Genomic DNA, 24582 nt, shown 5'->3' with positions numbered 1-24582 from the left:
GCGTTACTCAGTGCAACAAACGCCGGCAAATAGCGACGAAGTCGGACTGTACGGCGGCGGCGGTCACTTCCCGCCCGGCCCCCGGCCCCTGAATCACTAACCCGTTGGGGTAGTGCTTACTCAAAAACAAAAACTGGTTGTCCCCGGCCGGCAGAGTGGCAAAGGGGTGGTCGGGCTCGACGCGCTCCAGGCCGACTCGGGCCTGCACCCGCTCACCGTCGATCACCAGACTGGCGGCATAGCGCAGTGCTTTGCCCTCGGCCCTGGCCTGCTGCGCAGCCGAGGTCATCGCCTCATCCAGCTCACCGATGCGCTGCAGAAACTCCTCCAGCGGCACATCCACCAGGGCCGCAGGCACCAGAGACTCCAGCTCGATCTGCTCAAGCTCCAGGGTCAATCCCAGCTCGCGTGCCAATATCAACAACTTACGCTGCATGTCCCGGCCAGACAAATCGTCCCTGGGATCCGGCTCCGTCAGGCCTTCGGCCTTGGCCTGCAGCACCAGTTCGGAAAACGACTCCCGCCGGTCAAAGTGGTCGAACAGCCAGCTCAGGGTGCCGGAAAACACTCCGGACACGCCGTTGATGGCGTCGCCACTGCGCTTCAGGTCATCGATGCTGTAGAACACCGGCAGACCGGCGCCCACCGACGCGTTATAACGCCAATAACGATGGCAGTTGGACAGCTGCCGCTGCAGCTCCTGATAGAAAGCATTCGGGCCACTGCCTGCCTGTTTGTTGGCACTGACCACATGCAGGCCCGCCGACACGATGGCGGGGTAGTTCAGTCCCAGCGATGCGCTGGCGGTAATGTCCAGCAGCACCACTTCATCCAGATCCAGTCCGGCGGCCTGCTCCAGCCACTCCAGCCGGCTGAAAGGGCGGGCATGCTGGTCATACGCCTGCTGCCACCGTTCGGGGGACAGGCCATTCGGATCGATCAGATAATGTTCCGAACCGATGATCCCCACTAACCTCAGCTCCGCTTCCAGTTCGTCGTTGAGCCCAAGTTGCTGCTGGGCGAACAGATCCAGCCAGGCACTGCCGATATTGCCCTTGCCGGCCAGCACGATGCCGATGCGCTTACGCGGACCGGCGCAGCGGCGGTGAACCGAGTCCACCAGTGCGTTCACCTGAGAGTGAGGCACCAGGCTCACCAGGGCATGATCATGGCGGAAACAGGGCAACGCCCGCCGTCCCAACAAGCGGGAAAACGCCCCCGCCAACCGGGCCGGGTGCTGGCTGACAACCCCCACCAGGCCATAGCGGTCATCGCAGCTTGGTTCGGTCAACCCCAGTGAGCCGGCTTGCTTAAGCAAGGCCTCACCAAGGCTGCGGGATTGCTCCGGCGTCAGCGCCAATGACCGCGACTGCGGGTAGCTGGCCAGAGGCGTAATCTCCTGGCTCTGCAACCACTGCAGCAAACCTTCGAATCCCTCAATCTCTCCCTGCCACTGGTGCAACACCACCTGGTTCAGACTGGTCACCACGGGCTCGGTCTGTTCACTGCCTGCTGGCAGGATGCGGGTGTAGCCGGCATCGGGGGTAAAACTGGAGCGAACGTTGAGGGCCAGGTTCACCTGCCGCAACGGCTGCAGGGTACGGCAATGCAACACCGGCGAACCCAGCTTGGCCAACTGATCGGCCTCGTCCAGACTGAGACTGGATTGCAGCCGGGCATCGGTAAGCACATTGGGGTCGGCATTGTAGATGCCCGCCACGTCAGTCCAGATGGTGACCTCGGCCACCTCGGCCAGAGCCGCAATCAAGGTGGCGCTGTAGTCCGAGCCATTGCGTCCCAACAGTCGAGTGCAGCCGTCGCCATCGCTGCCGTAGTAGCCGGTGATCACCACCCGCTGATTGGGACGCTGGGCCAGGCAGCGATGCAGTCGCTCTGCCGATCCCGCCCAATCGGGCTGCGGCTGCACCCCGGCTTGCAGAATCAGGAAGTCACGAGCATCCAACGCCGTGGCCGGCGCGCCCTGCAGACACAACAGGGCCGCCAGAAGCCGCGCTGACCACAGCTCGCCAAAGGCCTGAACCTCGGCACCGTCGACACTCCGGCATTGCAGCAACTGCTGCAGCCGCTGCTGATCCGCGTCCAGCGTCGCCGCCAGGCCGGCGCCCTGCTCCCCGAGCAGGGCGTGCACCAACCGCTGCTGAAACGCGATCACCGCCTCCAGTTCCGCCTGCCAGGCCAGATCACTGCTGGCCAGTGCCACCAGTTTCAACAAGGCGTTAGTGGTTTTACCCGCCGCCGACACCACCACCAGATCACCACTCTGGCCCTGGGTCTGAATGACGTGGGCCACCCGTCGATAGCACTCGGCATCGGCCAGGCTGGACCCGCCAAACTTATGAAGCTGTTTGCCGCTCACTCCAGCGCCCCCTATCCCAGAGCCCGACTCAGATCCGCCACCAGATCCTCGCTGTCCTCAATGCCAACCGACAGACGAATCAGGCTGTCTTCAATGCCGGCGGCTACGCGGGCCTCGGGATCCATGGCCGCATGGGTCATGGTCGCAGGGTGCGCCACCAGGCTTTCGACTCCCCCCAGACTTTCGGCCAGCGAAAACAGCTGCAACCGGCTGAGGAAAGCGCGGACTTCGGTTTCTCCGCCCTTGAGTTCAAAACTGAGCATGGCGCCGAAACCGGATTGTTGGCGCCGGGCCAATTCATGGCCGGGATGGCTTTCCAGCCCCGGGTAGTGCACCCGGGCAACCGCCGGGTGAGCCTGCAACAGCGCCACCACCGCTTCAGCATTGGCCTGATGCTGCTTCATCCGCAGCGGCAGGGTTCGTAGACCACGCAGGGTCAGGAAGCTGTCGAACGGGGCACCGGTGATCCCCAGGCAGTTGCCCCACCAGGCCAGCGTCTCCGCCAGCTCTGGCTCCTTGGCCACCACCGCACCGCCGACCACGTCGGAGTGACCGTTGATGTATTTGGTGGTGGAGTGGATGACGATATCGGCCCCCAGAGTCAACGGCTGCTGCAGCACCGGCGACAGGAAGGTGTTGTCGGCCACCACCAGGGCACCTACGGCCTTGGCTTGCTGCGCCACCTTCTCCACATCGACCACCCGCAGCAGCGGATTGCTCGGGGTTTCCAGCCACACCATTTTCGGATTCAATGCCAGCGCCTGCGCCAGGGCCGCTTCATCACCCTGATCCACCACCGACAGTTCGAACGCGCCCTTGGCCGCCAGATTGGTGAACAGCCGATAGCTGCCACCATAGCAGTCGTGGGGCACCACCAGACGCTCACCGGGTTTCAGCAGGCTGACCGCCAGGGTCACCGCCGCCATGCCGGTGGCGGTGATCACCGCATCGTGGCCCTGCTCCAACTGGGCGATGGCCGACGCCAGGGTGTCCCGGGTCGGATTGCCGGAGCGGGTATAGTCGTACTGACGAGGCTGATTAAAATCCGCAAAGGTGTAGTTGCTGGACAGGTAGATGGGCGGCACCACGGCGCCATGAGTCAGATCGCTGTCGATGCCCTCACGGGCGGCAATGGTGGCTGGCTTTGGGGTACTCATCCGTGGCTCCTGATTATTCTGTGATCGCAAGATGTCTGGACGTCCAAAGTAACCAATCTAAATTTGGGCGTCAAGGCGTTTAGACGTCTAAACGTTTATAGGTTAAGATGTCGACAAGTTGACTCCCTCGCCGGAGTCGTTAAAATTTGCCCCGTTAACTTACGTTTAAGGCAGCTAAGAATGAGCACAGAGTGGAGTGGTGAATACATCAGCCCGTACGCAGAGCACGGGAAAAAGAGTGAACAGGTGAAGAAAATCACCGTATCCATCCCCTTGGGTGTGTTGAAATTGCTGACCGACGAGCGTACCCGGCGCCAGGTCGGAAACCTGCGTCACGCCACCAACAGCGAACTGCTGTGCGAGGCGTTTCTGCACGCCTTTACCGGTCAACCGCTGCCGGTCGATGAAGATCTGAGAAAGGATCGTCCCGACACCATTCCCGCTGCCGCCAAAGAGCAGATGGAAGCGCTGGGCATCACCTGGGAAGATCTGGACTGATTGCGGCCATCGACGCCACAACGAACCGGTCGCGCTGAGCAAAACATAAAAAAGGGGGCCTTCTGGCCCCCTTCTGATTGCAGCTGGATTAAAACTGGTAGTGCAGACCCAGGTTAACCTGGGACAGATCGGTATCAATCTCCCAGCTGCTGAAGTCTTCGTGCTCCAGGTCACCGCTCATGGACTCATAGGCCAGGCGCAGGTTGAGGTTGTCGGTCAGGGCGGCGTTCACCCCCAGGCCCCACATAAAACCGACTCCGTAGAAATCCTGATCGCCAAGGCGGGTATCGACACTCACCAGCATGCTGGCCAGGCCCAGTTTGCCGTAGACTGAGAAGGTGTCATTGATGGCGGCAGTAAACTTCGGCGCAATGGTGAACGCCGCCGCGTAGGCGTCGTCCTCATCATCCAACTTGTAGTCGCTGGTGATATACAGCGTCGATTCCAATCCAAACCACTGGTTGAAGTTGTAGCCGCCGTAGGCACCAAAGCCCGCTTCCGACTTATCAAAATCTTCCACTTCCAGGGTGGTGCTGCCGACAAAACCGCCCACATAGAAGCCGGTCTGATCCACTTCGGCCATGGCGGCAGTGGAGCCCAATGCCGCTATTAACACCAATCCTGAACCGATTACACTTTTCATCATCTCTCCAATCACTATCGGGTTTAATTCGATACGATATCATGAGCGAGTGCATTCAATTAAGCATTTTAAAGATGCAAATCAGTAACTTATTATGAATGACGCAAGGGTTTGCACTTTTGTTGAATACCCATTCGCTGCTGGTCTTATCCCACCGCCCACCCCCAGTGGCCTACTGGAGAATCGACCGCAAAAAAATGAGTGACGTTTTACTCAGATAAAAAAAGGCAGCGCCATGCGCTGCCTTGATGGTGGCGTGTCAGCCTTAGTCGATCATGTAGTGATCCGGCAGGGTCTCAATCTCCGCCACTCCGGACTCAATGGCCGCCTGGGCCACCGCCTTGGCCACCCGTGGCAGCAGGCGGGGATCCATCGGCTTGGGCAGCACGTATTCGGAACCAAAGCTGAGGCTGCTGACCTGATAGGCCTCCAGAACTGACTGAGGCACCGGCTCCTTGGCCAGCTCACGAATCGCTTCCACCGCCGCCACTTTCATCTCATCGTTGATGGCGCGGGCACGAACGTCCAGGGCACCACGGAAGATGAACGGGAAACACAGTACGTTGTTGACCTGGTTGGGGTAGTCGCTACGACCGGTACCCATAATCACGTCGGGACGAGCGGCCTTGGCCAGTTCGGGACGAATCTCCGGATCCGGGTTGGAGCAGGCAAACAGCACCGGCTTGTCACCCATCAACTTGACCTGATCTTCGGTCAGCAGATCCGGGCCGGACACGCCTACAAACACGTCGGCATCCTGAATCACATCGGTGAGGGTGCGCTTGTCGGTGTTGTTGGCAAACAGCTTCTTGTACTCGTTAAGGTCATCACGACGGGTGTGAATCACCCCTTTGCGATCCAGCATGTAGATCTTTTCACGCACGGCGCCGCACTTAATCAGCAACTCCATGCAGGCGATGGCTGCCGCACCGGCGCCCAGGCAGACGATGGTGGACTCTTCCAGCTTCTTACCCTGGATCTCCAGGGCGTTGAGCATCCCCGCAGCGGTCACAATGGCGGTGCCGTGCTGGTCATCGTGGAACACCGGAACCTGGCAGCGTTCAATCAGCTGTTTCTCAATCTCAAAGCACTCCGGTGCCTTGATGTCTTCCAGATTGATGCCACCAAAGGTGTCAGCAATGTTGGCGACGGTATCGATAAACTCTTCCTGAGTACGGTGCTTCACCTCAATGTCGATGGAGTCGATATTGGCGAAACGCTTAAACAGCAGAGACTTGCCTTCCATTACCGGTTTGGACGCCAGAGGCCCCAGGTTTCCCAGACCCAGAATGGCGGTGCCGTTGGTGATCACCGCAACCAGATTGCCTTTGTTGGTGTATTTATAAGCATCTGCAGGGTTAGAGGCGATTTCACGAACCGGTTCAGCAACACCCGGGCTGTATGCCAAAGCCAGATCGTGTTGGGTTTCCGCCGGCTTTGTCAGGGCAATACTGATTTTTCCGGCAACGGGTTGGGCGTGATATTCGAGCGCTTGTTCGCGGAGGTCTGCCATTCTCTTAATTCCAGTCACTACATTTATTTTAAGGGAGGGGTACAGTCGCATGAAACCTTACTCCTCTGGCCTGAATTTGCAACCGATGTTGTCATTAGCACTTGATATAACAGGCAATTCCGACCAGTTTCATTGCCGCGAAGGCAAAAGTAATTAAATACTTAGGTATCGTTCAGAAAAAGTGACTAAATGAAGAAATAAACTAATTCAACACTGACAGTAATATAGGAAGAAACGTCAGTTGGAAGGTGAGCTTTGGCTATTTAGATGGTAAAAAAGACTGACCAATTTAAATAGTCTTTTTCTATCGAATAAATTTTCGAACCGGAACGAAAAAGGGCACCCGATGGGTGCCCTTTTCCTAAAACGGGTCGGCTTACTTGGAAGACAGCGCGCCGAAACGTTTCTTGAACTTGTCCACACGGCCGCCGGTGTCCAGAACTTTCTGCTTACCGGTGTAGAATGGGTGACAAGAAGAACATACGTCCAGGTGCAGATCTTTACCTACGGTAGAACGAGTCTTGATTACGTTACCGCAAGAGCAAGTAGCGTTGATTTCAGCGTACTCTGGGTGAATACCTTGTTTCATTGGGAAAACCTCAGTTAAGGCCGTATCGCTATCCGATCCAAAGCCGGACACCATACGTCGTTATTGACAATTTTAAGGCGCGTAATGGTACATGATGTGACCAACCGCCGCAAGCATCAATCACCCTCCATAGTATCATTGTTCCACCTCTGATAGGGTAGTCGAAGGCCGTCGCTGGATCCCTGCGATGGCCGCAGAAACCGGGGACTTCAATCGCCCGGACCACCGATGCCCGCTAACTAATGAGACAGCTCTGTGTACATTCAGGTCGCCCTGCCCGTTCCACTTCGCCAACTGTTCAGCTATCTGCCCGCAACGGATCACCCCCTGCCGCAGCCAGGCTGCCGGGTCGAGGTGCCCTTTGGTCGCCAGTCGATGGTGGGTGTGGTGGTGGCCACCAGCGAGCACAGCGATCTGCCGGACAGCAAACTGAAACCCATAGAGCGGGTGCTGGACCCGACGCCGGTGCTGGACGATACCCTATGGCAGCTGTCGCGGCTGGCGGCACGCTATTATTGCAGCCCCATCGGCATGGTGCTGAACCAACTGCTGCCGGTAAAACTGCGCCAGGGCGAATCGGCCCGGCCGCAGCCGATCAAACTGTGGCAACTGACCGACACCGGCCGCAGCACCGATCTCGACAGCCTCAAACGCGCCTTTCAGCAGCAGCGCCTGCTGGCTTACCTGCAGACCCAGACCCGAATCGCCGACAGCGACGTCAGTAAGCTGGAGTTCAGCCGCCAGGCACTGAAAGCCCTGGCCGACAAAGGCCTGATCGAGGCCGGCGAACAGGCCCTTAGCTTCGATACCGACTGGCAGCAGCAACTGACGCTGGGGGAAACCCCGCAGGTGCTGAACCGGGAGCAGGCAGTCGCGGTGGCATCCATCAGCGGCGATCTGGGGCACTTCGGCGCCTACCTGCTGGAGGGGGTCACCGGTTCCGGCAAGACAGAGGTCTACCTGCACCTGATGGAGCCCATTCTTCGGGCTGGTAAAACCGTGCTGGTACTGGTGCCGGAGATCGGCCTGACTCCGCAAACCATCGAACGCTTCCAGCGACGCTTTCCGGTGCCGGTCGGAGTGCTGCACTCGGCCATGAACGACAACGAACGCCTGCAGGTGTGGCAACAAGCCCAGGCCGGCGCCCTCGGCATCGTCATCGGCACCCGCTCCGCCCTGTTCACCGCCATGCCAAAACTGGGAATGATCATCATCGACGAGGAGCACGACGCCAGCTTTAAGCAGCAGGAGGGATTTCGTTACCACGGCCGCGACCTAGCGGTAATGCGGGCACAACTGCAGCAGGTGCCCATCATTCTCGGATCTGCCACCCCCTCCATGGAAAGCCTGTATAACGTCGCCAACGGCAAGTACAAACGACTGCAACTGACCGCGCGCGCCGGGGTGGCCCAGCACGTTAAGCAGCGCATCGTCGATCTGCGGCTGCAAAACCTGGATGCCGGCCTGTCCAAGCAACTGCTGGAAAAGATGGAGCAACATCTGAGTGCCGGCAACCAGGTGATGTTGTTCCTTAACCGCCGCGGCTTCGCCCCTGCGCTGCTGTGTCACGAATGCGGCCACCTCCATGGCTGCAGTCGCTGCGACGCCTTCTATACGGTGCATCAGGGCTCGGGCATGGTGCAATGCCACCATTGCGGCAGCCAGAAACGCCTGCCGCGCCAGTGCCACGAATGCGGATCGACCCAGCTGTTCACCCAGGGAGTGGGCACCGAACAGCTGGAGCAGGCGCTGGTGCAGCGCTACCCCCAGTACCCCGTGGTTCGCATCGACCGCGACACCACCTCCCGCAAAGGCAGTCTCAACCAGTTACTGGAGAAGATTCGCCGCGGCGAAGCCCGAATCCTCATCGGTACCCAGATGCTCGCCAAGGGCCACCACTTTCCCGACGTCACCCTGGTGGGGCTGCTGGATGTCGACGGTGCCCTGTTCTCCGCCGATTTTCGAGCCTCGGAGCGCCTGGCACAGCTGTACATCCAGGTGGCCGGTCGCGCCGGTCGTGCCAGCAAACCCGGCGAAGTGATCCTGCAAACCCACCAGCCGGAACATCCGCTACTGCACCAACTGACCACCCAGGGCTACGGCCCCTTTGCCGACACCGCCCTGAAAGAGCGCATGGATGCCATGCTGCCACCGGCAGGCCAGATGGCGATCATTCGGGCCGAAGCCACCTACGCCAATCAGGCACAGCAGTTCCTCAATGAGGCCAACCACTGCTTTGATGCCCTGCCGATTCAGCGGGTTGGGCCGATGCCGGCCCCCATGGAGCGCAAAGCGGGAAAATTCCGCTACCACACCCTGCTGCTGGCCAACGATCGCAAGCACCTGCAACAGGCACTGGAACAGGCCCTGCCCCGCATCGAGCAACTGCCCTCCGCAAAGCGCTGCCGCTGGCATCTGGAACGGGATCCCCAGGATCTGCTGTAAAGCGCCGTCGAAGCAAAATCACCGCCACTGGCCTACAACAGCAAGAAACTCGATTACCGGACAAACAAAGCGTTGGTATTAAGCGCTTTAGGCGCTAATATGGGCGGTTTGATTATCAGCCGTTATCCGGCCTGTCCCCATAGAGTTTTTCGGTGTCGCGATGAAAGAACATATCCAGCAGTTACTTGAACAGACTGTCACTCTCCTGAAAGAGAATGATCACATTCCAGCCGAGGCTGCGCCTCGCGTTCAGGTAGACCGAACCCGGGACAAAAGCCACGGCGACCTGGCGACTAACCTGGCCATGATGCTGGCCAAGCCCGCCAAGAAAAATCCCCGTGAACTGGCGCAACTGATCATCGACACCCTGCCGGCCTCCGAACTGGTGTCCAAAGTCGAGATCGCCGGCCCCGGCTTCATCAACTTCTTCCTCGATTCCGGCTGGCTCGGCAAGCAGATCGAAACCATCGCCTCCGACAGCCGAGCCAACGTGGCCGCCGTCGCCGCGCCTCAGACCATTGTGACCGACTACTCGGCGCCCAACGTCGCCAAAGAGATGGCGGTACACCACATCCGCTCTACCGTCATCGGCGATGCCGTCACCCGTACCCTGGAGTTCCTGGGCCACAAGGTGATTCGCGCCAACCACATCGGCGATTGGGGTACCCAGTTCGGCATGCTGATCGCCTATCTGGAAAAGATGGAGAACGAAAGCGCCTCCGATATGGATCTGTCCGATCTGGAAGCCTTCTACCGCGAAGCCAAAAAGTACTACGACGAAGACAACGCCTTCGCCGAGCGTGCCCGCAACTACGTGGTGAAACTGCAGGGTGGCGACGAATACTGCCGCACCATGTGGAAAAAGCTGGTGGACATCACCATGGCCCAGAACCAGGCCATCTACGATCGCCTCAATGTTTCCCTGAGCAACGACGATGTCATGGGTGAAAGCCTGTACAACGCCCTGCTGCCTGAAGTGGTCGCCGATCTGGTTGAGCAAGGCCTGGCCGTGGAAGACGACGGCGCCACCGTGGTCTTCCTCGACGAATACAAAGGCAAAGACGGCAACCCCATGGGGGTGATCATCCGCAAGCGCGACGGTGGCTTCCTGTACACCACCACCGACATTGCCGCCGCCAAATACCGGGTCGACACCTTTGCCGCCGACCGCATCCTGTACTTTATCGATTCCCGTCAGGCGCAGCACCTGCAGCAGGCCTGGCTGATCGCCCGCAAGGCCGGTTACCTGCCTGAGACCACCACCACCGAGCACTGCGCTTTCGGTATGATGCTGGGCAAAGACGGCAAGCCGTTCAAGACCCGCAGCGGCGGTACGGTGAAACTGGCCGACCTGCTGGAAGAAGCCCATCAACGCGCCACCAAGCTGATCGGTGACAAAAACCCGGATCTGCAGGGCGAGGAGCTGGACACCATCGCCACCACCGTGGCCATGGCATCGGTGAAATACTCGGATCTGTCCAAGAACCGCACCACCGATTACGTCTTCGACTGGGACAACATGTTGACCTTTGAAGGCAACACCGCCCCGTACATGCTGTATGCCTACAGCCGCATCCAGTCGATTTTCCGTAAAGCCGGTGTCAGCGCCACCGAACTGACCGGCAGCATCATCCTGGAGCACGACAAAGAGGAAGCGCTGGCACAAAAGCTGGTGCAACTGAACGACGTGGTCCATGGCGTTGCCGCCAAGGGCGCCCCTCACCTGATGTGTACCTACCTGTTTGAGCTGGCCGGTGCCTTCATGAGCTTCTACGAAGCCTGCCCCATCAACAAGGATGATGTCGAAGCCGAGGTCAAGGCCAGCCGCCTGCGCCTGTGCCTGGCCACCGCCAACACCCTGAAAGTCGGCCTGGGTCTGCTGGGCATCAACACCCTGGAGCGCATGTAATCCATGGCTACCCGGGACTACGCCAAGCGCGGTCGAAAGCCGCGCGCCAAAGGCCGTAAAGCCGCATCGAAACCGGCCTTTCCCTGGCTGAGGCTGGTGCTGGTGATCGCCCTGATCGGCGGTTTTGGCTATTTCCTCTGGTCGATTCAGGGTGCGTCCGACGGGCAACCGGTGGCCGACACCCCGGTCGCGGTACCGGTGACGAAGCCGAAACCTGCCAAGGCCGAACCGGCACTGCCGGAAAAGCCACAGGAAACCTGGGAATACATCGAGACCCTGCCGGAGAAAGAGGTTGAGGTCGAGGTGCCCAAGCAGGAGCTGGGTGGCCCCTACCAGATGCAGTGCGGCTCCTTCCGCAAGCAGAGCCAGGCGGAAGCCATGAAGGCCAAGATCGCCTTTATGGGGATGGAGTCCCAGGTACGACGAACCACCGGCAGCAATGGCGTCTGGTTCCGGGTGGTTCTCGGCCCCTATGAGCGCAAACGGGTGGCCGAGAGCGAACGCCACAAGGTCCAGCGCGGCGGCATCAACGGCTGCCAGATCTGGCTGTGGAACTGAACCAAAGATTAGGGCTACCCTGGGGTAGCCCTTTTTTTCGATACTGAATTATGAGCAAACGCCCAACCTGTCCCCACTGCCAACGACCACAAAAAGTGTGCCTGTGCGCCGCCATCGCACCGGTGCACAACCGGCATCCGATCCACATCCTGCAGCACCCCTCCGAGGCGAATGCCGCCAAAGGCACCGCTGCCCTCAGTCTGCTGTGTCTGGACAAGGGCCAGTTATGGCCGGGCGAACACCCCGAGGATTTTGCTTCGTTGCGACAACGGCTGGCCGACAGCGACCACCCCAGCTACCTGCTGTACCCAGGCGAAGACGCCACCGCCATGGAAACCCTGGGCCAGGACAGCGCCCCCCTGAACCTGCTGGTACTCGACGGCACCTGGAAGAAAGTCTATCGCCTGTTGCAACTCAACCCCTGGTTGCAGGCCCTGCCCAAGCTGAGCTTTGCCGAGGTGCCCAAAGGCGATTACCAGATTCGCAAAGCCCATCGGGCCGACAGCCTGTCGACACTGGAGGCCATTGCCCACGGCCTGAACACCATCGATCGCTGCGACACCGGGCCACTGTTTGCCGCCTTTGACGCCCTCAAAGCCAGCCAGCTGGCCCACATGCCCGCCGACGTAAAACACCGTTACCAAACGAAAAGCTGAACGACACTCTGGCTACCTTCAGCCCGCGGGCGACGTGGGTGTCTGCTCCAGGCCTTGGTATCACTCCCCTGCCGGCCACTACCGCTTCCATCGCCACGTTAGTCCGCTCAAACACCGCTTTTATGTCATAAATCTCGGCTGAGGCCGATTTTAGGGTTGAAGCTGGCCGATACTGTCCCCACATCTACTGCTAACAACAGATATTCGACTTCCAGAGCCGGGCCTGGCCCGGAACGCAAAAAGGAATCACTATGACCACCATTGTATCGGTTCGCCGCGGCGACAAAGTAGTCATCGCCGGAGATGGCCAGGTATCCCTGGGCAACACGGTAATGAAAGGGAACGCCCGCAAAGTGCGGCTGCTGAACGGCGGCAAAGTGCTGGCCGGATTCGCAGGTGCCACCGCCGATGCCTTTACCCTGTTTGAGTTGCTGGAAGCCAAGCTCAACGCCCATCAGGGCCAGTTGACCCGGGCGGCCGTCGAGCTGGCAAAAGCCTGGCGGACCGAACGGTCACTGCAGAAGCTGGAAGCTATGCTTATCGTAGCAGACGAGGAAACCAGTTTGCTGATTTCCGGCAACGGTGACGTGGTGGAGCCGGAGCACGACCTGGTGGCCATCGGCTCCGGGGGCAACTTCGCCCAGGCCGCTGCCCAGGCTCTGCTGCAGAATACCGATCTGGGTGCCCGCGAAATCTGCGAAAAAGCCCTGACCATCGCCGGTGATATCTGCGTATTCACCAACCAGAACCACACCGTTGAAGAACTTCCAAGCAAGGGTTAATCGCCATGTCTGAAATGACGCCAAGAGAAATTGTTTCCGAACTGAACAGTCACATCATCGGTCAGAACGACGCTAAAAAAGCGGTTGCCATTGCTCTGCGTAACCGCTGGCGCCGCATGCAGCTGGACGGCGAACTGCGCCAGGAAGTGACGCCGAAAAACATTCTGATGATCGGCCCCACCGGTGTGGGTAAAACCGAAATTGCCCGTCGTCTGGCCAAGCTGGCCAAGGCGCCGTTCATCAAGGTCGAAGCGACCAAGTTCACCGAAGTGGGTTACGTGGGCAAAGAGGTCGAGCAGATCATTCGCGATCTGACCGACTCCGCCATCAAGATGACCCGGGAACACGAAGTGGAGCGCAACCGCTTCCGTGCCGAAGAAGCGGCTGAAGAGCGGGTACTTGACGCCCTGCTGCCCAAGCCCCGCGATGAATGGTCCCAGGACAACAGCAGCAGCGACAGCGCCACTCGCCAGACCTTCCGCAAGAAACTGCGTGAAGGCCAGTTAAACGACAAAGAGATCGAGATCGATGTGTCTCAATCCCCCATGGGCGTGGAGATCATGACCCCGCCGGGCATGGAGGAGATGGCCAACCAGCTGCAGTCGATGTTCCAGAACATGGGCAACCAACCCAGCAAGCGCCGCAAGATGAAAGTCTCCGAAGCCCTCAAGCTGATGGTGGAGGAGGAAGCCGCCAAGCTGGTGAATCCGGAAGAGCTGAAAGAGAAAGCCATCGACGCGGTCGAGCAGAACGGCATCGTGTTTCTGGATGAGATCGACAAGATCTGTAAGCGCGGTGAAAGCTCCGGCCCGGACGTCTCCCGGGAAGGGGTTCAGCGTGATCTGCTGCCGCTGGTGGAAGGCTGTACCGTTAACACCAAGCACGGCATGGTAAAAACCGACCACATCCTGTTTATCGCCTCCGGCGCTTTCCAGCTGGCCAAGCCATCGGATCTGATTCCGGAGCTCCAGGGTCGGCTGCCGATTCGTGTGGAACTGGAAGCCCTGTCTGCGGATGACTTTATTCGCATTCTGACCGAGCCCAACGCCAGCCTGACCGAGCAGTATCGCGCCCTGATGGCCACCGAAGGGGTCGCCATCCAGTTTACCGACAACGGCATTAAGCGCATTGCCGAAGCCGCGTGGCAGGTCAACGAGCGCACCGAAAACATCGGTGCCCGTCGCCTGCACACGGTGATGGAAAAGTTGATGGAGGAGATCTCGTTTGAGGCCTCCGACAAGAGCGGTGACACCCTGACCATCGATGCCAAGTACGTCAATGATCATCTGGACATGCTGGTAGAGAACGAAGATCTGTCTCGCTTTATCCTGTAACTACAACGAGGTTTGCCATGCGTCAGGCACCAAAAGTCACCAAGCTCAAACTGAAGCGCAAGTCACGGGTTCTCGAGGTTGCGTTCGAAACCGGCGAAACCGCCCAACTGGCCTGCGAACTGCTGCGGGTCTGCTCGCCCTCTGCGGAGGTGCACGGCCACGGCAACCCCCAGCTGGTCACCAACAAGCGGGAAGTGAACATCAACAAGATCGAGCCGGTAGGCAAATACGCGGTCAAGCTGGTGTTCGATGATGGCCACGACAGTGGCCTCTATTCCTGGGATGTGCTGTACAGCTTTGCCATGAACCAGGGCCAGATGTGGGAGGAGTACCTCACCCGCCTCAAAGCCGCCAAGGGCAGCCGCGAGCCGTTGCTGGACGTAAAGATTCACTACAGCGATAAGTAATCGAAAAGGAGCCGGACGGCTCCTTTTTTAATAGGCGTAGGCCCATTTGTGCTGCCAACTCTCCGGCAACCGCGCCTGCGCCCAGGCATCCCGGCACAGGGCCGAGATGGTGTGCCACTCCCCCTGCTTTAACCAGCGGGCCAGCATCGTCCCCATCTGCGGATAGTGGACCGGTTCACAGGCGCTGCTCGCCAGCCAGCGCTTAAGCTCATGCCGGCCACCGCTGTCCATTACCGTCGCCGCCCCGAGCAGCGCCAGAGCCAGCGCATTGGATCTCTGTTCAAACTGGCCTTTCAGCGGTTTCAACAACAGCTTTTTCCCCAGCACCAGCGCCTCAGACACCAGCTCAAAGCCGGCGGAACAGATCACCCCGGAGCAGCCACCCAGGTGGCGCTGAAATCCCTGACGATCGAAACGGTTCCAGTGCACGTGGGCCGGCAGCGACAATGGCGCCGGCTGGCCGTGATACACCTGGAACAACACCTCGGGCACCGACCGCAACAGAGTGGCGATGGCCGCCGGCTCCTCAAACGGCAGGTACACCAGTACGTGCCCGACCTCGGTCACCTGCTCATGGGGCGGCTCGATAAAGGGCGGCAGCAGATCACAGCCAAAATGATGCCAGTGGCACCCCAGGTGAATAGAAGCCGGCGCAAACCGGCTCATGATCAGCTTGTCCAGCCAGCGCTGTCCCGCCACCGGCACATCGTGTTGGAAGGCGTTTTGATGGCTGACGCTGATGCACTCCTTGCCCTGGCGCCGCGCCGCCCAGGCGCTGATGGGTTCAAAGTCATTCAACACCAGATCGTAATCGCCCAAGTCCAGGTGCCGCACATCGTTCCAGAAGGTGTCGAGACGATTCGTTCGGCAGGTCCGCCACATGTCGACCCCGCCAACGCGGGTCGCAAACGACAAGCCGTCGCGGCATTGGAACTCCCCGAAAGGCTGCATATCGAAAAACTGCTGACGAGGACGACCGGAAAACAGGTAGTCCACCTCGATCCCCTCATCGGCCAACGCCGGCGCCATTACCCGGCCCCGGGTCAGATGACCGTTGCCTGTACCTTGTATGCCGTACAAAATTCGCATCAATCCGCCCTAAATCAACCATGACATGCTTACCAAAGCGGCACAGGTGCCCAGAGACGCCCCCGCCACCACGTCGCCGGGGTAGTGCACCCCGAGCACCACCCGTCCCCAGGCCACGCCGGAGGCCCAGACGAAACACCAGGGAGCAAGGATCGGAAGGTACCAGGCCAGCAAGGTGGCAAACAGGAACGCCGCCGCGCTGTGCCCGGACGGCAGGCTGAATCTATCGTGGGGATTCACCAGCGCCTGGCAGCCCACCAACGCCTGGCAGGGGCGCTGGCGCCGCAGACGGGTCTTGAGCAGCCAATACAGCGGCAGTTCGATGGCATAGGCCAGCAGCAACACCGCCAGCAGCAGCATCCCCTGCGCGCCATCGTAGCCGGCGGCAATGCACGCAAACAGCGCGTATCCGGCCCCGTCGCCGCTGCGGGAAAGGTTGCGGGCCCACCACTGGGCTCCGGGATGGTTACCGGCTTTGTTCAGCCACAAAAAGCACTCTCTGTCCCACTCATCCAGTTGTTGCCACATCACGAGTCCCCTCGCTCTTCGAATTAGCTGTGAAGGTATGGTGGTCCGGTGACAGAAAAATTACGCCCGCAGGTCAATTCAATGACATCAATAAAAACAGGGTGATAGCGCAGGGGTACGGGAGGGAAGGTTCAAATTTCAGCCACAAAAAAGGGCCGCCTTGGCGACCCTTTTCTCCGGCATCAGCGGCTTAAGCGCTTTCAGCCTGAGGCGATTTGTCTTCGCGGAACATCTTCACCAGATAGAACACGTTGACGCTGGCAACGAAGGCGTTCATGGTCCAGACCGGTGATGCGTCGATGAGCAAACCGTAAATCACAAACAACGAGCAACCAATGAAGTTGAGCACTCGCAGTCGCACAATATTTTTCATCATCAGGGAGATGGCAACCATAATGGAGGCCATATGACCGACGACTTCAACCAGGTTCAGTTCCATGATACTTCCTCAGAAATGCTGACGATTCCCCTCTACCTTGACTGGTGATGGAGACTCCTTGCCCCGAACTGTCTGGTGAATCATTAATCAAAAAAATCGCGACAGATGGTAGCAAACAAGTTGTTAACATCAATACATTCGTGCATTAAGCGTGATCGAGATCACGCATTAGTTGCCTGACAAATTGATTTGTTTCGTTATTTTACAACACAATTGAAATAGATGTCTGCCAAGGAAAGCAAAACTCAATTAACAAACAATGAGTTCTGCCACAAAAGCCGCATTTCAATGGTGAAAATTGGGGTTATACTTGGGTCGAAAACGCACTGCGAAGGGGGCAATCATGCACTACAACACATCTGAACTCTGCGACCTGTACGCCGAACAAGTCGACGTGGTCGAACCCATGTTCACCAACTTTGGTGGCTGCGATTCGTTCGGGGGCGAACTGCACACCATCAAGTGTTTTGAGGATAACGTGCTGATCGCCGACACCCTGGAGCAGGAAGGCACCGGCAAAGTGCTGCTGATTGACGGCGGAGGCTCACTGCGCCGCGCCCTGATCGACGCCGAACTGGCGGAGTTGGCGGCACGCAACAACTGGGAAGGCCTGATCGTCTACGGCTGCGTCCGAGAAGTGGATGCCCTTGAGGACATCGACGTCGGCATTCAGGCTCTGGCCTCGATTCCGGTTGGCGCTTACCAGACCGGCGAAGGTGCCGTCGACGTACCGGTGAACTTTGGCGGTGTGACCTTCCTGCCGGAGGATCACCTGTACGCCGATTCCACCGGCATCATCCTGTCCCCCGACCCGCTGGACATCGACTGATCATGACGCTGGTGCTGGCAGATAAGGACTATCTCGGCGCCTACGTTCACCATCGCGGTGGCGAGGCGCACCAAGGCGAACACTGGCTGCTCGCGGCGGAACTCGGTCCGATAACCGCTTCTCTGTCTGAGCGGCTGATTGAGGGCCGCCAACAGGGTGCCCGCTATGTACTGCTGGGCATTCCTGAAGACATCGGCCCCCGGGCCAACCTCGGCCGTGGCGGCGCCGAACAGGGCTGGGGCGCGTTTCTGGCCCAATTTGCCAACCTGCAGGCCAATGAACTGCTGGGCGGTGAACAACTGCTGCTGCTGGGCCACATCGACACCACCGAACTGCTGGAACAGAGCCAGTTTCTGGACCCGGCGGATCCGGAACAACTGCAGGCCCTACGCGAGCACACCGCCGACCTGGATCAGCGGGTCATGCCGGTGATTGAAACCATCGTCGACGCCGGGCTGGAACCCATCGTCATCGGTGGCGGCCACAATAACGCCTTTCCGATCCTGATGGGCTGCAGCCAGGCGCTGGACAGCCCCATGGCCGCCGTCAACCTCGATCCCCACAGCGACTTTCGAGCCCCCGAAGGTCGCCACAGCGGCAACGGCTTCGCCTACGCCCATGAACAGGGTGCGTTGGGCTATTACCATGTGCTGGGGTTACACGAACAGAAGAACAATCAAGCCAGCCTGATCGCACTGCGTCAGTCCGGCAAACACTGGACCAGCCTTCAGCAGCTTTGGGTCCGGCGTGAACGCCCCCTGCACCAGGTGCTGGAACAGATCGACAACGACGTCAGTGCCTCGACCCTGCCTTTGGGCATCGAAGTGGATCTGGATGCCATTGCCGCCCTCGCCAGCTCCGCCGAAACCGTGGCCGGCATTCCGCTGATGGATGCGCTGCACATCGTCTATGCCCTGGCCCGTCACCCGGCCTGCCGTTACCTGCACCTGGCAGAGGGAGCGCCTGAGTGTCACCCCGCCGGCCTCGTCGCCGGCCGGCGTCAGATCGGCCAGGCCTTGTCAGAGCTGGTGCTCAGCTATCTGAACGGTCGGCAGCGGACACCTCAGTAAAGGGCCTGGGCTTGGTCAGGGCAAACCCCTGCAGTCCATCCACCTGATGGCCCCACAATCGCTCTGCGACTTCGGCCTCCTCCACCTGCTCCGCCACCACCAGCACCCCCCGAGCATGGGCAGCGGTCACCATCAACGGTAGCAGCGACTCGTAGCTTCCCTGCTGATTCAGGTGACGGCTGTAGCCGGGATCCAGCTTAATGCCGGTGACCGGCAGGGTCTCCAGCTCCGCCACCCCGGCCGGAGTGACGTGATCCAGCCACACCGGTATCCCCTGTTGCAGCAGTTGCTCCACCGCGAACCGAACTCCGTCCGGATGTTCAAGCAGGGCCTGTTCCGGTATCTCCACCGCCAGCGACGCACCAAAGGCCTTCAGCTGTTTGCCAACCCGTCCCAGCCGCGGTGCACACTGGGCAGAGAGCAACGAGGCAGCCGTCAGATTGACCGCCAGCGTTGCCGCCAGTGGCTGCTGCTTTACCTGGGCCAGCAAGGCTTCCAGTACCAGCAGGTCCACCTGCTGATCCCGCTCCAGCCGCTGCGCCAGTACCACCACTGAGGCCGGCGCCCGCCAGCACTGGCCATCAAAAAAACGCGCCAACACTTCGTAATACAGCGGTTGCCCCTGAGGCCCAACGACCGGCTGCAACAACAGCCTGGGAACCCGCTCCAGCAACCGCGCCAGCCGCGCACGCTGAACCGACAAATCCGCCCGCTCGACCTCGGCCTCCGGCACCTCGGCCGCTCCGCTCAGACGCCGCTGCAACTGAAGGTGCAACTGCTGCTCAACCTCGGTCACCGACTGACCAAAATGGAACGGTTGCTGGGCCAGCACCACCCGGGTCGCACCGGCCAGGGTCACCTGCTGATTCAACGCCGCCGTCAGCTGCTCACCACTAGCGGCCCAGTCCGGTGCCTCCACCCCTGGCAACAGGATCCAGAAATCCGCCTGCCCCATGCGGTACAACCTGGCCAGTGGCAACCGTGCCAACTGCTGGCGCATCAGTTCGCTGACCCCCTGGATCAAAGGCTGCTGGGCAGCTAACCCGAGCTGATGTTCCAACTGCTCCAGACCACTGAGATGCACCTGCACCAGCACGCCATACTCCAGCTCACGGTCATTAAGCATCTGATCCAACCGATCCCGGCCTCGCTGACCATTGCCCAGACCGGTTTCGGCATCGATGAAGCTGGCCCGCTGCAGCTGTTCGATGCGTTTGCACTGGTGACGATATTGCTGCTCGCTGTTCTCCACCATGCGGTTCATGGTCAGGGTCAGGGCACGCAGCTCGGTCAGCAGCGGCAGTTTGTGCTGGCGGATGAAACGCCGTCGCCGCAACCCCTCCGCCTGAGCCTGAGCCGATTTTAGAGGCGCCAGGATCCAGCGCAGAATCCAGGCTCCGGACACAATCGCCAACAGGGCCACCACTAATGCCACCATCAGTGCATGACGGGTAACGCGATACAGGTGCAATATCGCCGGCTGCGGATTCACGGTCACCGTCAGGGTCGCCACCAGCCGCCAGCCGGCATTGATTTCGGTCACTCTGGGGGGGACCTGCACCGTCACCCACTGCCGAAACCACGCCGGAGCCACCTCGGGGGGAGTGCCGGCGACCCGTTCGAGCCGACGGCCGCCGCCCTCCAGAGTCAGCGAGGCAAAATCACCGCGATCAAAGATGGCATCCACCATGGATTCGGCCAGCACCCAGTCATCGCCGGCCAGCACCGGCGACAGGGACAACCCAAAGGAGGTGGCCGTGTCCTGACCATGGCTGGCCAGCTGGGTCACCAGGTACTCCTGGCTACCACGCACAAACAGCGCCAGCGTGGTGGCGGTCAGGCTGGCCACCAGCAGCACCAGACAGATCAGTAACAACCGAAATAACGTCATCTCCCCTCCCCGGCCGCCAGCCTCTCCAATAACTCCTGCCACAGCAAAATGCCGTTCTCCCCCTGCTTCAGGCGCACCCCCTGGTCGAACGCCCGTGCCCGCCACAACCCTTCACCGTTAAAGCTATAGACCGGCAGCAGATCCGGTCGCTGGTCTCCGGGCAGAATCGCCTTGTTGAGGTTATCCAGAACCAGGGGCATCGCCTGCTCCTGCTCCAGGTAGGTCAGCACCATGTGGGCCTGGTTGAGCTCCAGCGCTTTGGCGTACATCAGACGCATCTGCACCGACGGCATGCCCAGCACCCGCAAGGTAAAAAACTTGGCCAGCGAGAAGTCCTCACAATCGCCACCGCCGCTGGCCACAAACTCAAACGGGGTGGCCCAGTAATCCGGCTGCTGCCAATGGCGCTGATCGGAGACAAAACGGTATTGATTGAAGTAGTCGTTCACCGGTTTCAAGTGGTCGAAAGGGGGCAGGGAAAGTTGCAGGCGGGCATCAATAAAATCGTGTAGCTTCATCACCTCGTCCACCCCCTTGGCGCCAAAGTGCTTCTCAACCTGGGCTAACCGATCCGGGGCGAAAAATACCCGCCATTGGGGCAGCGGCTCCGCCCAGGCAGAACTGGTCAACAAAGTAAGAATGATCAAAACGATACGCACACGTAATGCCAGACCCCGAAATCGAAGCAATAATTCTGTAAGGGGGCACAGTATGCATCGTGATAACGGTTACAGATTGGCCGCACCCCGTTTCTGTTCACTGTTTTAAAGTGTAGACTGTGTCCAATTTCCAGCTAGCTAACATAGGAATGCCCGCTCATGGCTGATAACGGGGACAAGACCCATTTCGGATACAAAACGGTAGAGGCCGATAAAAAGGCCGAAATGGTTGCCGATGTATTCCACTCTGTCGCCTCCAAATACGACCTGATGAACGATTTGATGTCTTTCGGGGTTCATCGCTATTGGAAACGTTTCACCATCGAATGCGCCGCCGCCCGTCCGGGCATGAAGGTTCTGGATCTGGCCGGTGGTACCGGTGACCTGACCAAGAAGTTCTCCCAGCTGGTGGGTGAAAAAGGCGAAGTGGTTCTGGCCGACATCAACGACTCGATGCTGAAAGTCGGTCGCGCCAAGCTGCAGGATCAGGGTGTCGTCGGCAACGTCAACTACGTACAGGCCAACGCCGAAGCCCTGCCGTTCCCGGATAACCATTTTGACATCATTACCATCGCCTTCGGCCTGCGTAATGTCACCGAGAAAGAGAAAGCGCTGGCGTCCATGAATCGGGTGCTTAAGCCTGGTGGAAAACTGCTGGTACTGGAGTTCTCCAAGCCACTGAGCCCGATGATGCAGAAAGCCTACGACTTCTACAGCTTCCAGGTGATCCCCAAGATGGGCTCCATGGTGGCCGGCGATGCCGAGAGCTACCAGTACCTGTCGGAGTCCATTCGTATGCATCCGGATCAGGAAACCCTGAAGCAGATGATGCTCAACGCCGGTTTCGACCAGGCGGACTACGTCAACATGACCAATGGTGTGGTTGCCCTGCACCGCGGCTATAAGTTCTGATCAGCGAGGCACTATGCACCTTGCCACCCTAGTAGCAGGCAGCCTGGAAGCGGCGCTGGGGCACCTGCTGAAGTACCACCCCGATGCCCGTCCCCTGGCCGACTGCCAGGGGCAGGTGATCGAACTGCAGCTTGCCGAACTGCCATGGCCCATGTACCTGATCATGGCCGACCCCATTCAGGTGTACAGTCGCTATGGCGGCGACAGCCAGGCCAAGCTCAGCGTCAGCCTGTCGGTGTTGGCCGCCATTCAGGCGGGCGAACCCCTGTCGGAGCTGGTCAAGCAGCAGAAGCTGGAGATCAGCGGCGACATGCAGCTGGTGGGCAAGCTGACCCAGCTACTGGGGCAGATTGAACCGGATCTGACCGAGCCCCTGAGCAAGATTGTCGGCGACGGCATGGCTTACCGCATGCACAGCCTGGGTAAAGGGCTGTTTGATCTCGGTCGCCAACAACTTCAGGCAGGTGGCGCCCACCTGAGCGACTACCTGATCGAGGAACGCCAGGTACTGCCTGGTTCCAGCGAAGTCGGCCTATTCTGCCATCACGTGGATGAACTGCAGCAACGGGCCGAGGCCCTGCTGAGCCGCCTGACTGCGCTGGAGAAACGCCATGAGCCTTAGTGCCCTCAAGCGTGCCTATCAGATAGCCCGAACCGTTCGTCAATACCGGCTGATCGACCTTCTGCCCGCCGAGCGCACTCCACTGATACTCAAAATCATGGATCGGCTGATGTTCTGGGTCGGGCGCAAAGCCAGCAATGCCAACGCCAGCGCCAGAGTCAAATTGGCACTGCAATCTCTGGGGCCGGTGTTCATTAAATTTGGTCAGATGTTGTCTACGCGACGGGATCTGCTGCCGGATGAGTTTGCCAACGCCCTGGCAGAACTGCAGGACCGGGTCCCGCCGTTCGATGGTCTGCTGGCCCAGCAGGAGATTGAGCAGGCACTGGGGCAACCCATCGACCGCCTGTTCAGTGACTTCGACGTTACACCGCTGGCCTCCGCCTCGGTGGCTCAGGTGCACACCGCGACCATTAAAGCCACCGGTGACGAGATCATCCTCAAGGTGGTCCGCCCGGACATCGAGCGGGTGATTCACGCCGATCTGGGGCTGATGGCGGCCACCGCCGCACTGATAAGCAACACCGAGAAAGGCAAGCGTCTGCGTGCCGCCGAGGTGGTGGACGACTACCGTAAAACCATTCTGGCGGAGCTGGATTTGGTACAGGAAGCCAGCAACGCCCGCCGCCTGAGAGACAATTTCGCTGGTTCACCGGCACTCTACATCCCCAGAGTCTACCCGGAGCTGTGCCGGCGTAAGCTGCTGGTGATGGAGCGGATCTACGGCATTCCGGTGACCGACCTGGAGGCCCTTAAAGCCCAGGGTACCGACATGAAGAAGCTGGCGGAGCGCGGGGTGGAGGTGTTCTTTACCCAGGTATTCCGCGACAACTTCTTCCACGCCGACATGCACCCGGGCAACATCTTTGTCAGCCGCGAGCACCCGGACGACCCCACCTACATCGGCATCGACTGCGGCATCGTCGGCAGCCTGACCGAAAACGACAAGCGCTGCCTGGCCGACGTATTCCTGGCCTTCTTCAACCAGGACTACCCCCGCCTGGCCCACGTCTACATCGGTTCCGGCTGGGTCAGCGCCGACACCGACCCCATCGAGTTTGAAAAGGCACTGCGCAAGGTACTGGAACCTCTGGAGAACAAACCGCTGTCGCAGATCAGCTTCGGCCACCTGCTGGTGGAGCTGTTCCGTTGTGCCCGAGAATTCGAGATGGAGGTGCAACCGCAACTGGTGCTGCTGGAGAAGACCCTGCTGTACATCGAAGGCCTGGGGCGGCAGTTGTATCCACAGCTGGATCTGTGGCAAACCGCCAAACCCTTCCTGGAGCAGTGGATGGCCGAACAGATCGGACCATCGGCTCAGGCCAAGCGGGTTCGTGAGGCATTACCGTTCTGGCTGGAGAAGCTTCCGGAGATGCCGGATCTGCTGCACGACAACCTGCAACTGAGTCGGCAACTGCTCCGACATCCCCAGGGGATCATGGATCGATACATCCACCAACGCCGCAGGATTCACAATAGTCACTACTTCCTCATTATTGGCTCGGTTTTGTTGATCTCAAGCACAATATTGCTAGGGAAATTCAGTACAATCTGGCCTTCAACGGCTTTGGCTCTTGCCGGAATTGCGGCATGGACCCAAGGGTGGCGGCTCAACAACCAGTGAAAAAGCCGTCAAAACTTGATACATTGAATATCGTTTATTTACTTTTTTAGA

The 24582-nt window shown here is 59.5% G+C and carries 23 protein-coding genes; 13 read left to right on the top strand and 10 right to left on the bottom strand.

The features are described 5' to 3' along the window. Nucleotides 1-7: 7 nt before the first annotated feature. A complete protein-coding gene (metL, locus tag BLT77_RS01255; RefSeq protein ID WP_090360673.1) occupies nt 8-2377 on the bottom strand; it encodes a bifunctional aspartate kinase/homoserine dehydrogenase II in 2370 nt (789 codons plus the stop codon). Between the two features lie 11 nt (nt 2378-2388). After that, nucleotides 2389-3534 (bottom strand): cystathionine gamma-synthase, encoded by a 1146-nt coding sequence (gene metB / locus BLT77_RS01250; protein WP_090360670.1) that lies wholly within the window; start codon nt 3532-3534, stop codon nt 2389-2391. Between the two features lie 180 nt (nt 3535-3714). On the opposite strand from metB, the gene metJ reads away from it, so the two are divergent. After that, complete coding sequence (metJ, locus tag BLT77_RS01245; protein ID WP_028111411.1) at nt 3715-4032, top strand: met regulon transcriptional regulator MetJ; 318 nt, start codon at nt 3715-3717, stop codon at nt 4030-4032. An 88-nt stretch (nt 4033-4120) separates the two neighbouring features. On the opposite strand, the gene BLT77_RS01240 is transcribed toward metJ, so the two are convergent. The 3 genes from BLT77_RS01240 to rpmE all read right to left on the bottom strand — a co-directional run bounded on the left by BLT77_RS01240 (nt 4121) and on the right by rpmE (nt 6777). Then, complete coding sequence (locus tag BLT77_RS01240; protein WP_090360665.1) at nt 4121-4678, bottom strand: porin family protein; 558 nt, start codon at nt 4676-4678, stop codon at nt 4121-4123. A 262-nt stretch (nt 4679-4940) separates the two neighbouring features. Then, nucleotides 4941-6188: a malic enzyme-like NAD(P)-binding protein gene (locus BLT77_RS01235; protein ID WP_090360661.1), complete on the bottom strand. Its 1248-nt coding sequence runs from the start codon at nt 6186-6188 to the stop codon at nt 4941-4943. Between the two features lie 376 nt (nt 6189-6564). Then, on the bottom strand, nt 6565-6777 hold the full coding sequence (rpmE, locus tag BLT77_RS01230) for a 50S ribosomal protein L31 (RefSeq protein ID WP_084144269.1): 213 nt from the start codon (nt 6775-6777) through the stop codon (nt 6565-6567). A 255-nt stretch (nt 6778-7032) separates the two neighbouring features. Between rpmE and priA the strand changes: the two genes are divergently transcribed. From priA to BLT77_RS01195, 7 genes are all read left to right on the top strand, one after another. Continuing rightward, entirely contained in the window at nt 7033-9222 is a 2190-nt protein-coding gene (priA, locus tag BLT77_RS01225) for a primosomal protein N' (protein WP_090360657.1), read from the top strand. A 160-nt stretch (nt 9223-9382) separates the two neighbouring features. Continuing rightward, nucleotides 9383-11131, top strand: coding sequence for an arginine--tRNA ligase (gene argS, locus BLT77_RS01220; protein WP_090360654.1), 1749 nt, complete (start codon nt 9383-9385; stop codon nt 11129-11131). A 3-nt stretch (nt 11132-11134) separates the two neighbouring features. Continuing rightward, entirely contained in the window at nt 11135-11689 is a 555-nt protein-coding gene (locus BLT77_RS01215; protein ID WP_090360649.1) for an SPOR domain-containing protein, read from the top strand. A gap of 50 nt (nt 11690-11739) precedes the next feature. Continuing rightward, nucleotides 11740-12345, top strand: coding sequence for a tRNA-uridine aminocarboxypropyltransferase (locus BLT77_RS01210; protein WP_090360645.1), 606 nt, complete (start codon nt 11740-11742; stop codon nt 12343-12345). A gap of 251 nt (nt 12346-12596) precedes the next feature. Beyond that, a complete protein-coding gene (hslV, locus tag BLT77_RS01205) occupies nt 12597-13127 on the top strand; it encodes an ATP-dependent protease subunit HslV (RefSeq protein ID WP_028111402.1) in 531 nt (176 codons plus the stop codon). Nucleotides 13128-13132: 5 nt separating this feature from the next. Then, nucleotides 13133-14461 (top strand): ATP-dependent protease ATPase subunit HslU, encoded by a 1329-nt coding sequence (gene hslU, locus BLT77_RS01200; RefSeq protein WP_090360640.1) that lies wholly within the window; start codon nt 13133-13135, stop codon nt 14459-14461. A gap of 17 nt (nt 14462-14478) precedes the next feature. After that, nucleotides 14479-14868: a gamma-butyrobetaine hydroxylase family protein gene (locus BLT77_RS01195; protein WP_090360634.1), complete on the top strand. Its 390-nt coding sequence runs from the start codon at nt 14479-14481 to the stop codon at nt 14866-14868. Between the two features lie 27 nt (nt 14869-14895). On the opposite strand, the gene BLT77_RS01190 is transcribed toward BLT77_RS01195, so the two are convergent. The 3 genes from BLT77_RS01190 to BLT77_RS01180 all read right to left on the bottom strand — a co-directional run bounded on the left by BLT77_RS01190 (nt 14896) and on the right by BLT77_RS01180 (nt 16924). Then, on the bottom strand, nt 14896-15957 hold the full coding sequence (locus tag BLT77_RS01190) for an MJ1255/VC2487 family glycosyltransferase (protein WP_090360630.1): 1062 nt from the start codon (nt 15955-15957) through the stop codon (nt 14896-14898). A 9-nt stretch (nt 15958-15966) separates the two neighbouring features. Beyond that, a complete protein-coding gene (locus BLT77_RS01185; RefSeq protein WP_090360626.1) occupies nt 15967-16485 on the bottom strand; it encodes a phosphatase PAP2 family protein in 519 nt (172 codons plus the stop codon). Nucleotides 16486-16675: 190 nt separating this feature from the next. After that, nucleotides 16676-16924 (bottom strand): YgjV family protein, encoded by a 249-nt coding sequence (locus BLT77_RS01180; protein WP_028111397.1) that lies wholly within the window; start codon nt 16922-16924, stop codon nt 16676-16678. Nucleotides 16925-17267: 343 nt separating this feature from the next. Here BLT77_RS01180 and rraA point away from each other — a divergent pair, with 343 nt between their 5' ends. Both rraA and BLT77_RS01170 read left to right on the top strand, forming a co-directional pair. Further along, nucleotides 17268-17753 carry a ribonuclease E activity regulator RraA gene (gene rraA, locus BLT77_RS01175; protein ID WP_090360623.1) on the top strand — a complete coding sequence of 162 codons (486 nt, stop codon included), beginning with the start codon at nt 17268-17270 and terminating at the stop codon, nt 17751-17753. 2 nt (nt 17754-17755) lie between these two features. Then, nucleotides 17756-18823 (top strand): formimidoylglutamase, encoded by a 1068-nt coding sequence (locus tag BLT77_RS01170; protein WP_090360620.1) that lies wholly within the window; start codon nt 17756-17758, stop codon nt 18821-18823. Here BLT77_RS01170 and BLT77_RS01165 read toward each other — a convergent pair. Both BLT77_RS01165 and BLT77_RS01160 read right to left on the bottom strand, forming a co-directional pair. Then, the gene (locus BLT77_RS01165) at nt 18786-20714 is read right to left on the bottom strand and encodes a bifunctional diguanylate cyclase/phosphodiesterase (RefSeq protein WP_090360616.1); all 1929 of its coding nucleotides are present in this window, start codon (nt 20712-20714) and stop codon (nt 18786-18788) included. The genes BLT77_RS01170 and BLT77_RS01165 overlap by 38 nt on opposite strands. Then, nucleotides 20711-21346, bottom strand: a complete 636-nt coding sequence (locus BLT77_RS01160) for a transglutaminase-like cysteine peptidase (RefSeq protein ID WP_218126881.1) — start codon at nt 21344-21346, stop codon at nt 20711-20713. Before BLT77_RS01160 ends, BLT77_RS01165 begins: the two co-directional genes overlap by 4 nt. Before the next feature lie 186 nt (nt 21347-21532). Here BLT77_RS01160 and ubiE point away from each other — a divergent pair, with 186 nt between their 5' ends. From ubiE to ubiB, 3 genes are read left to right on the top strand one after another with little or no spacing between them, the layout of a single operon-like run. Continuing rightward, on the top strand, nt 21533-22285 hold the full coding sequence (gene ubiE / locus BLT77_RS01155) for a bifunctional demethylmenaquinone methyltransferase/2-methoxy-6-polyprenyl-1,4-benzoquinol methylase UbiE (RefSeq protein ID WP_090360613.1): 753 nt from the start codon (nt 21533-21535) through the stop codon (nt 22283-22285). A gap of 13 nt (nt 22286-22298) precedes the next feature. Next, the gene (locus BLT77_RS01150; RefSeq protein WP_176819154.1) at nt 22299-22907 is read left to right on the top strand and encodes a ubiquinone biosynthesis accessory factor UbiJ; all 609 of its coding nucleotides are present in this window, start codon (nt 22299-22301) and stop codon (nt 22905-22907) included. Next, a complete protein-coding gene (gene ubiB / locus BLT77_RS01145) occupies nt 22897-24531 on the top strand; it encodes a ubiquinone biosynthesis regulatory protein kinase UbiB (RefSeq protein ID WP_090360604.1) in 1635 nt (544 codons plus the stop codon). Before BLT77_RS01150 ends, ubiB begins: the two co-directional genes overlap by 11 nt. Nucleotides 24532-24582: the final 51 nt, after the last annotated feature.

It is taken from the genome of Ferrimonas sediminum (genome assembly GCF_900100175.1).
Taxonomy (GTDB): domain Bacteria; phylum Pseudomonadota; class Gammaproteobacteria; order Enterobacterales; family Shewanellaceae; genus Ferrimonas; species Ferrimonas sediminum.
The sequence above is the reverse complement of the archived record's forward strand: the minus strand, read 5'-3'. Positions and strand labels throughout refer to the sequence as shown.

Bases quoted from the DNA above. Each gene is read 5' to 3' on its own strand.
- metB (WP_090360670.1), bottom strand. From the start codon at position 3,534: ATGAGTACCCCAAAGCCAGCCACCATTGCCGCCCGTGAGGGCATCGAC.
- metJ (WP_028111411.1), top strand. From the start codon at position 3,715: ATGAGCACAGAGTGGAGTGGTGAATACATCAGCCCGTACGCAGAGCAC.
- BLT77_RS01240 (WP_090360665.1), bottom strand. From the start codon at position 4,678: ATGATGAAAAGTGTAATCGGTTCAGGATTGGTGTTAATAGCGGCATTG.
- BLT77_RS01235 (WP_090360661.1), bottom strand. From the start codon at position 6,188: ATGGCAGACCTCCGCGAACAAGCGCTCGAATATCACGCCCAACCCGTT.
- rpmE (WP_084144269.1), bottom strand. From the start codon at position 6,777: ATGAAACAAGGTATTCACCCAGAGTACGCTGAAATCAACGCTACTTGC.
- argS (WP_090360654.1), top strand. From the start codon at position 9,383: ATGAAAGAACATATCCAGCAGTTACTTGAACAGACTGTCACTCTCCTG.
- BLT77_RS01215 (WP_090360649.1), top strand. From the start codon at position 11,135: ATGGCTACCCGGGACTACGCCAAGCGCGGTCGAAAGCCGCGCGCCAAA.
- BLT77_RS01210 (WP_090360645.1), top strand. From the start codon at position 11,740: ATGAGCAAACGCCCAACCTGTCCCCACTGCCAACGACCACAAAAAGTG.
- hslV (WP_028111402.1), top strand. From the start codon at position 12,597: ATGACCACCATTGTATCGGTTCGCCGCGGCGACAAAGTAGTCATCGCC.
- hslU (WP_090360640.1), top strand. From the start codon at position 13,133: ATGTCTGAAATGACGCCAAGAGAAATTGTTTCCGAACTGAACAGTCAC.
- BLT77_RS01195 (WP_090360634.1), top strand. From the start codon at position 14,479: ATGCGTCAGGCACCAAAAGTCACCAAGCTCAAACTGAAGCGCAAGTCA.
- BLT77_RS01190 (WP_090360630.1), bottom strand. From the start codon at position 15,957: ATGCGAATTTTGTACGGCATACAAGGTACAGGCAACGGTCATCTGACC.
- BLT77_RS01185 (WP_090360626.1), bottom strand. From the start codon at position 16,485: ATGTGGCAACAACTGGATGAGTGGGACAGAGAGTGCTTTTTGTGGCTG.
- BLT77_RS01180 (WP_028111397.1), bottom strand. From the start codon at position 16,924: ATGGAACTGAACCTGGTTGAAGTCGTCGGTCATATGGCCTCCATTATG.
- rraA (WP_090360623.1), top strand. From the start codon at position 17,268: ATGCACTACAACACATCTGAACTCTGCGACCTGTACGCCGAACAAGTC.
- BLT77_RS01170 (WP_090360620.1), top strand. From the start codon at position 17,756: ATGACGCTGGTGCTGGCAGATAAGGACTATCTCGGCGCCTACGTTCAC.
- BLT77_RS01165 (WP_090360616.1), bottom strand. From the start codon at position 20,714: ATGACGTTATTTCGGTTGTTACTGATCTGTCTGGTGCTGCTGGTGGCC.
- ubiE (WP_090360613.1), top strand. From the start codon at position 21,533: ATGGCTGATAACGGGGACAAGACCCATTTCGGATACAAAACGGTAGAG.
- BLT77_RS01150 (WP_176819154.1), top strand. From the start codon at position 22,299: ATGCACCTTGCCACCCTAGTAGCAGGCAGCCTGGAAGCGGCGCTGGGG.
- ubiB (WP_090360604.1), top strand. From the start codon at position 22,897: ATGAGCCTTAGTGCCCTCAAGCGTGCCTATCAGATAGCCCGAACCGTT.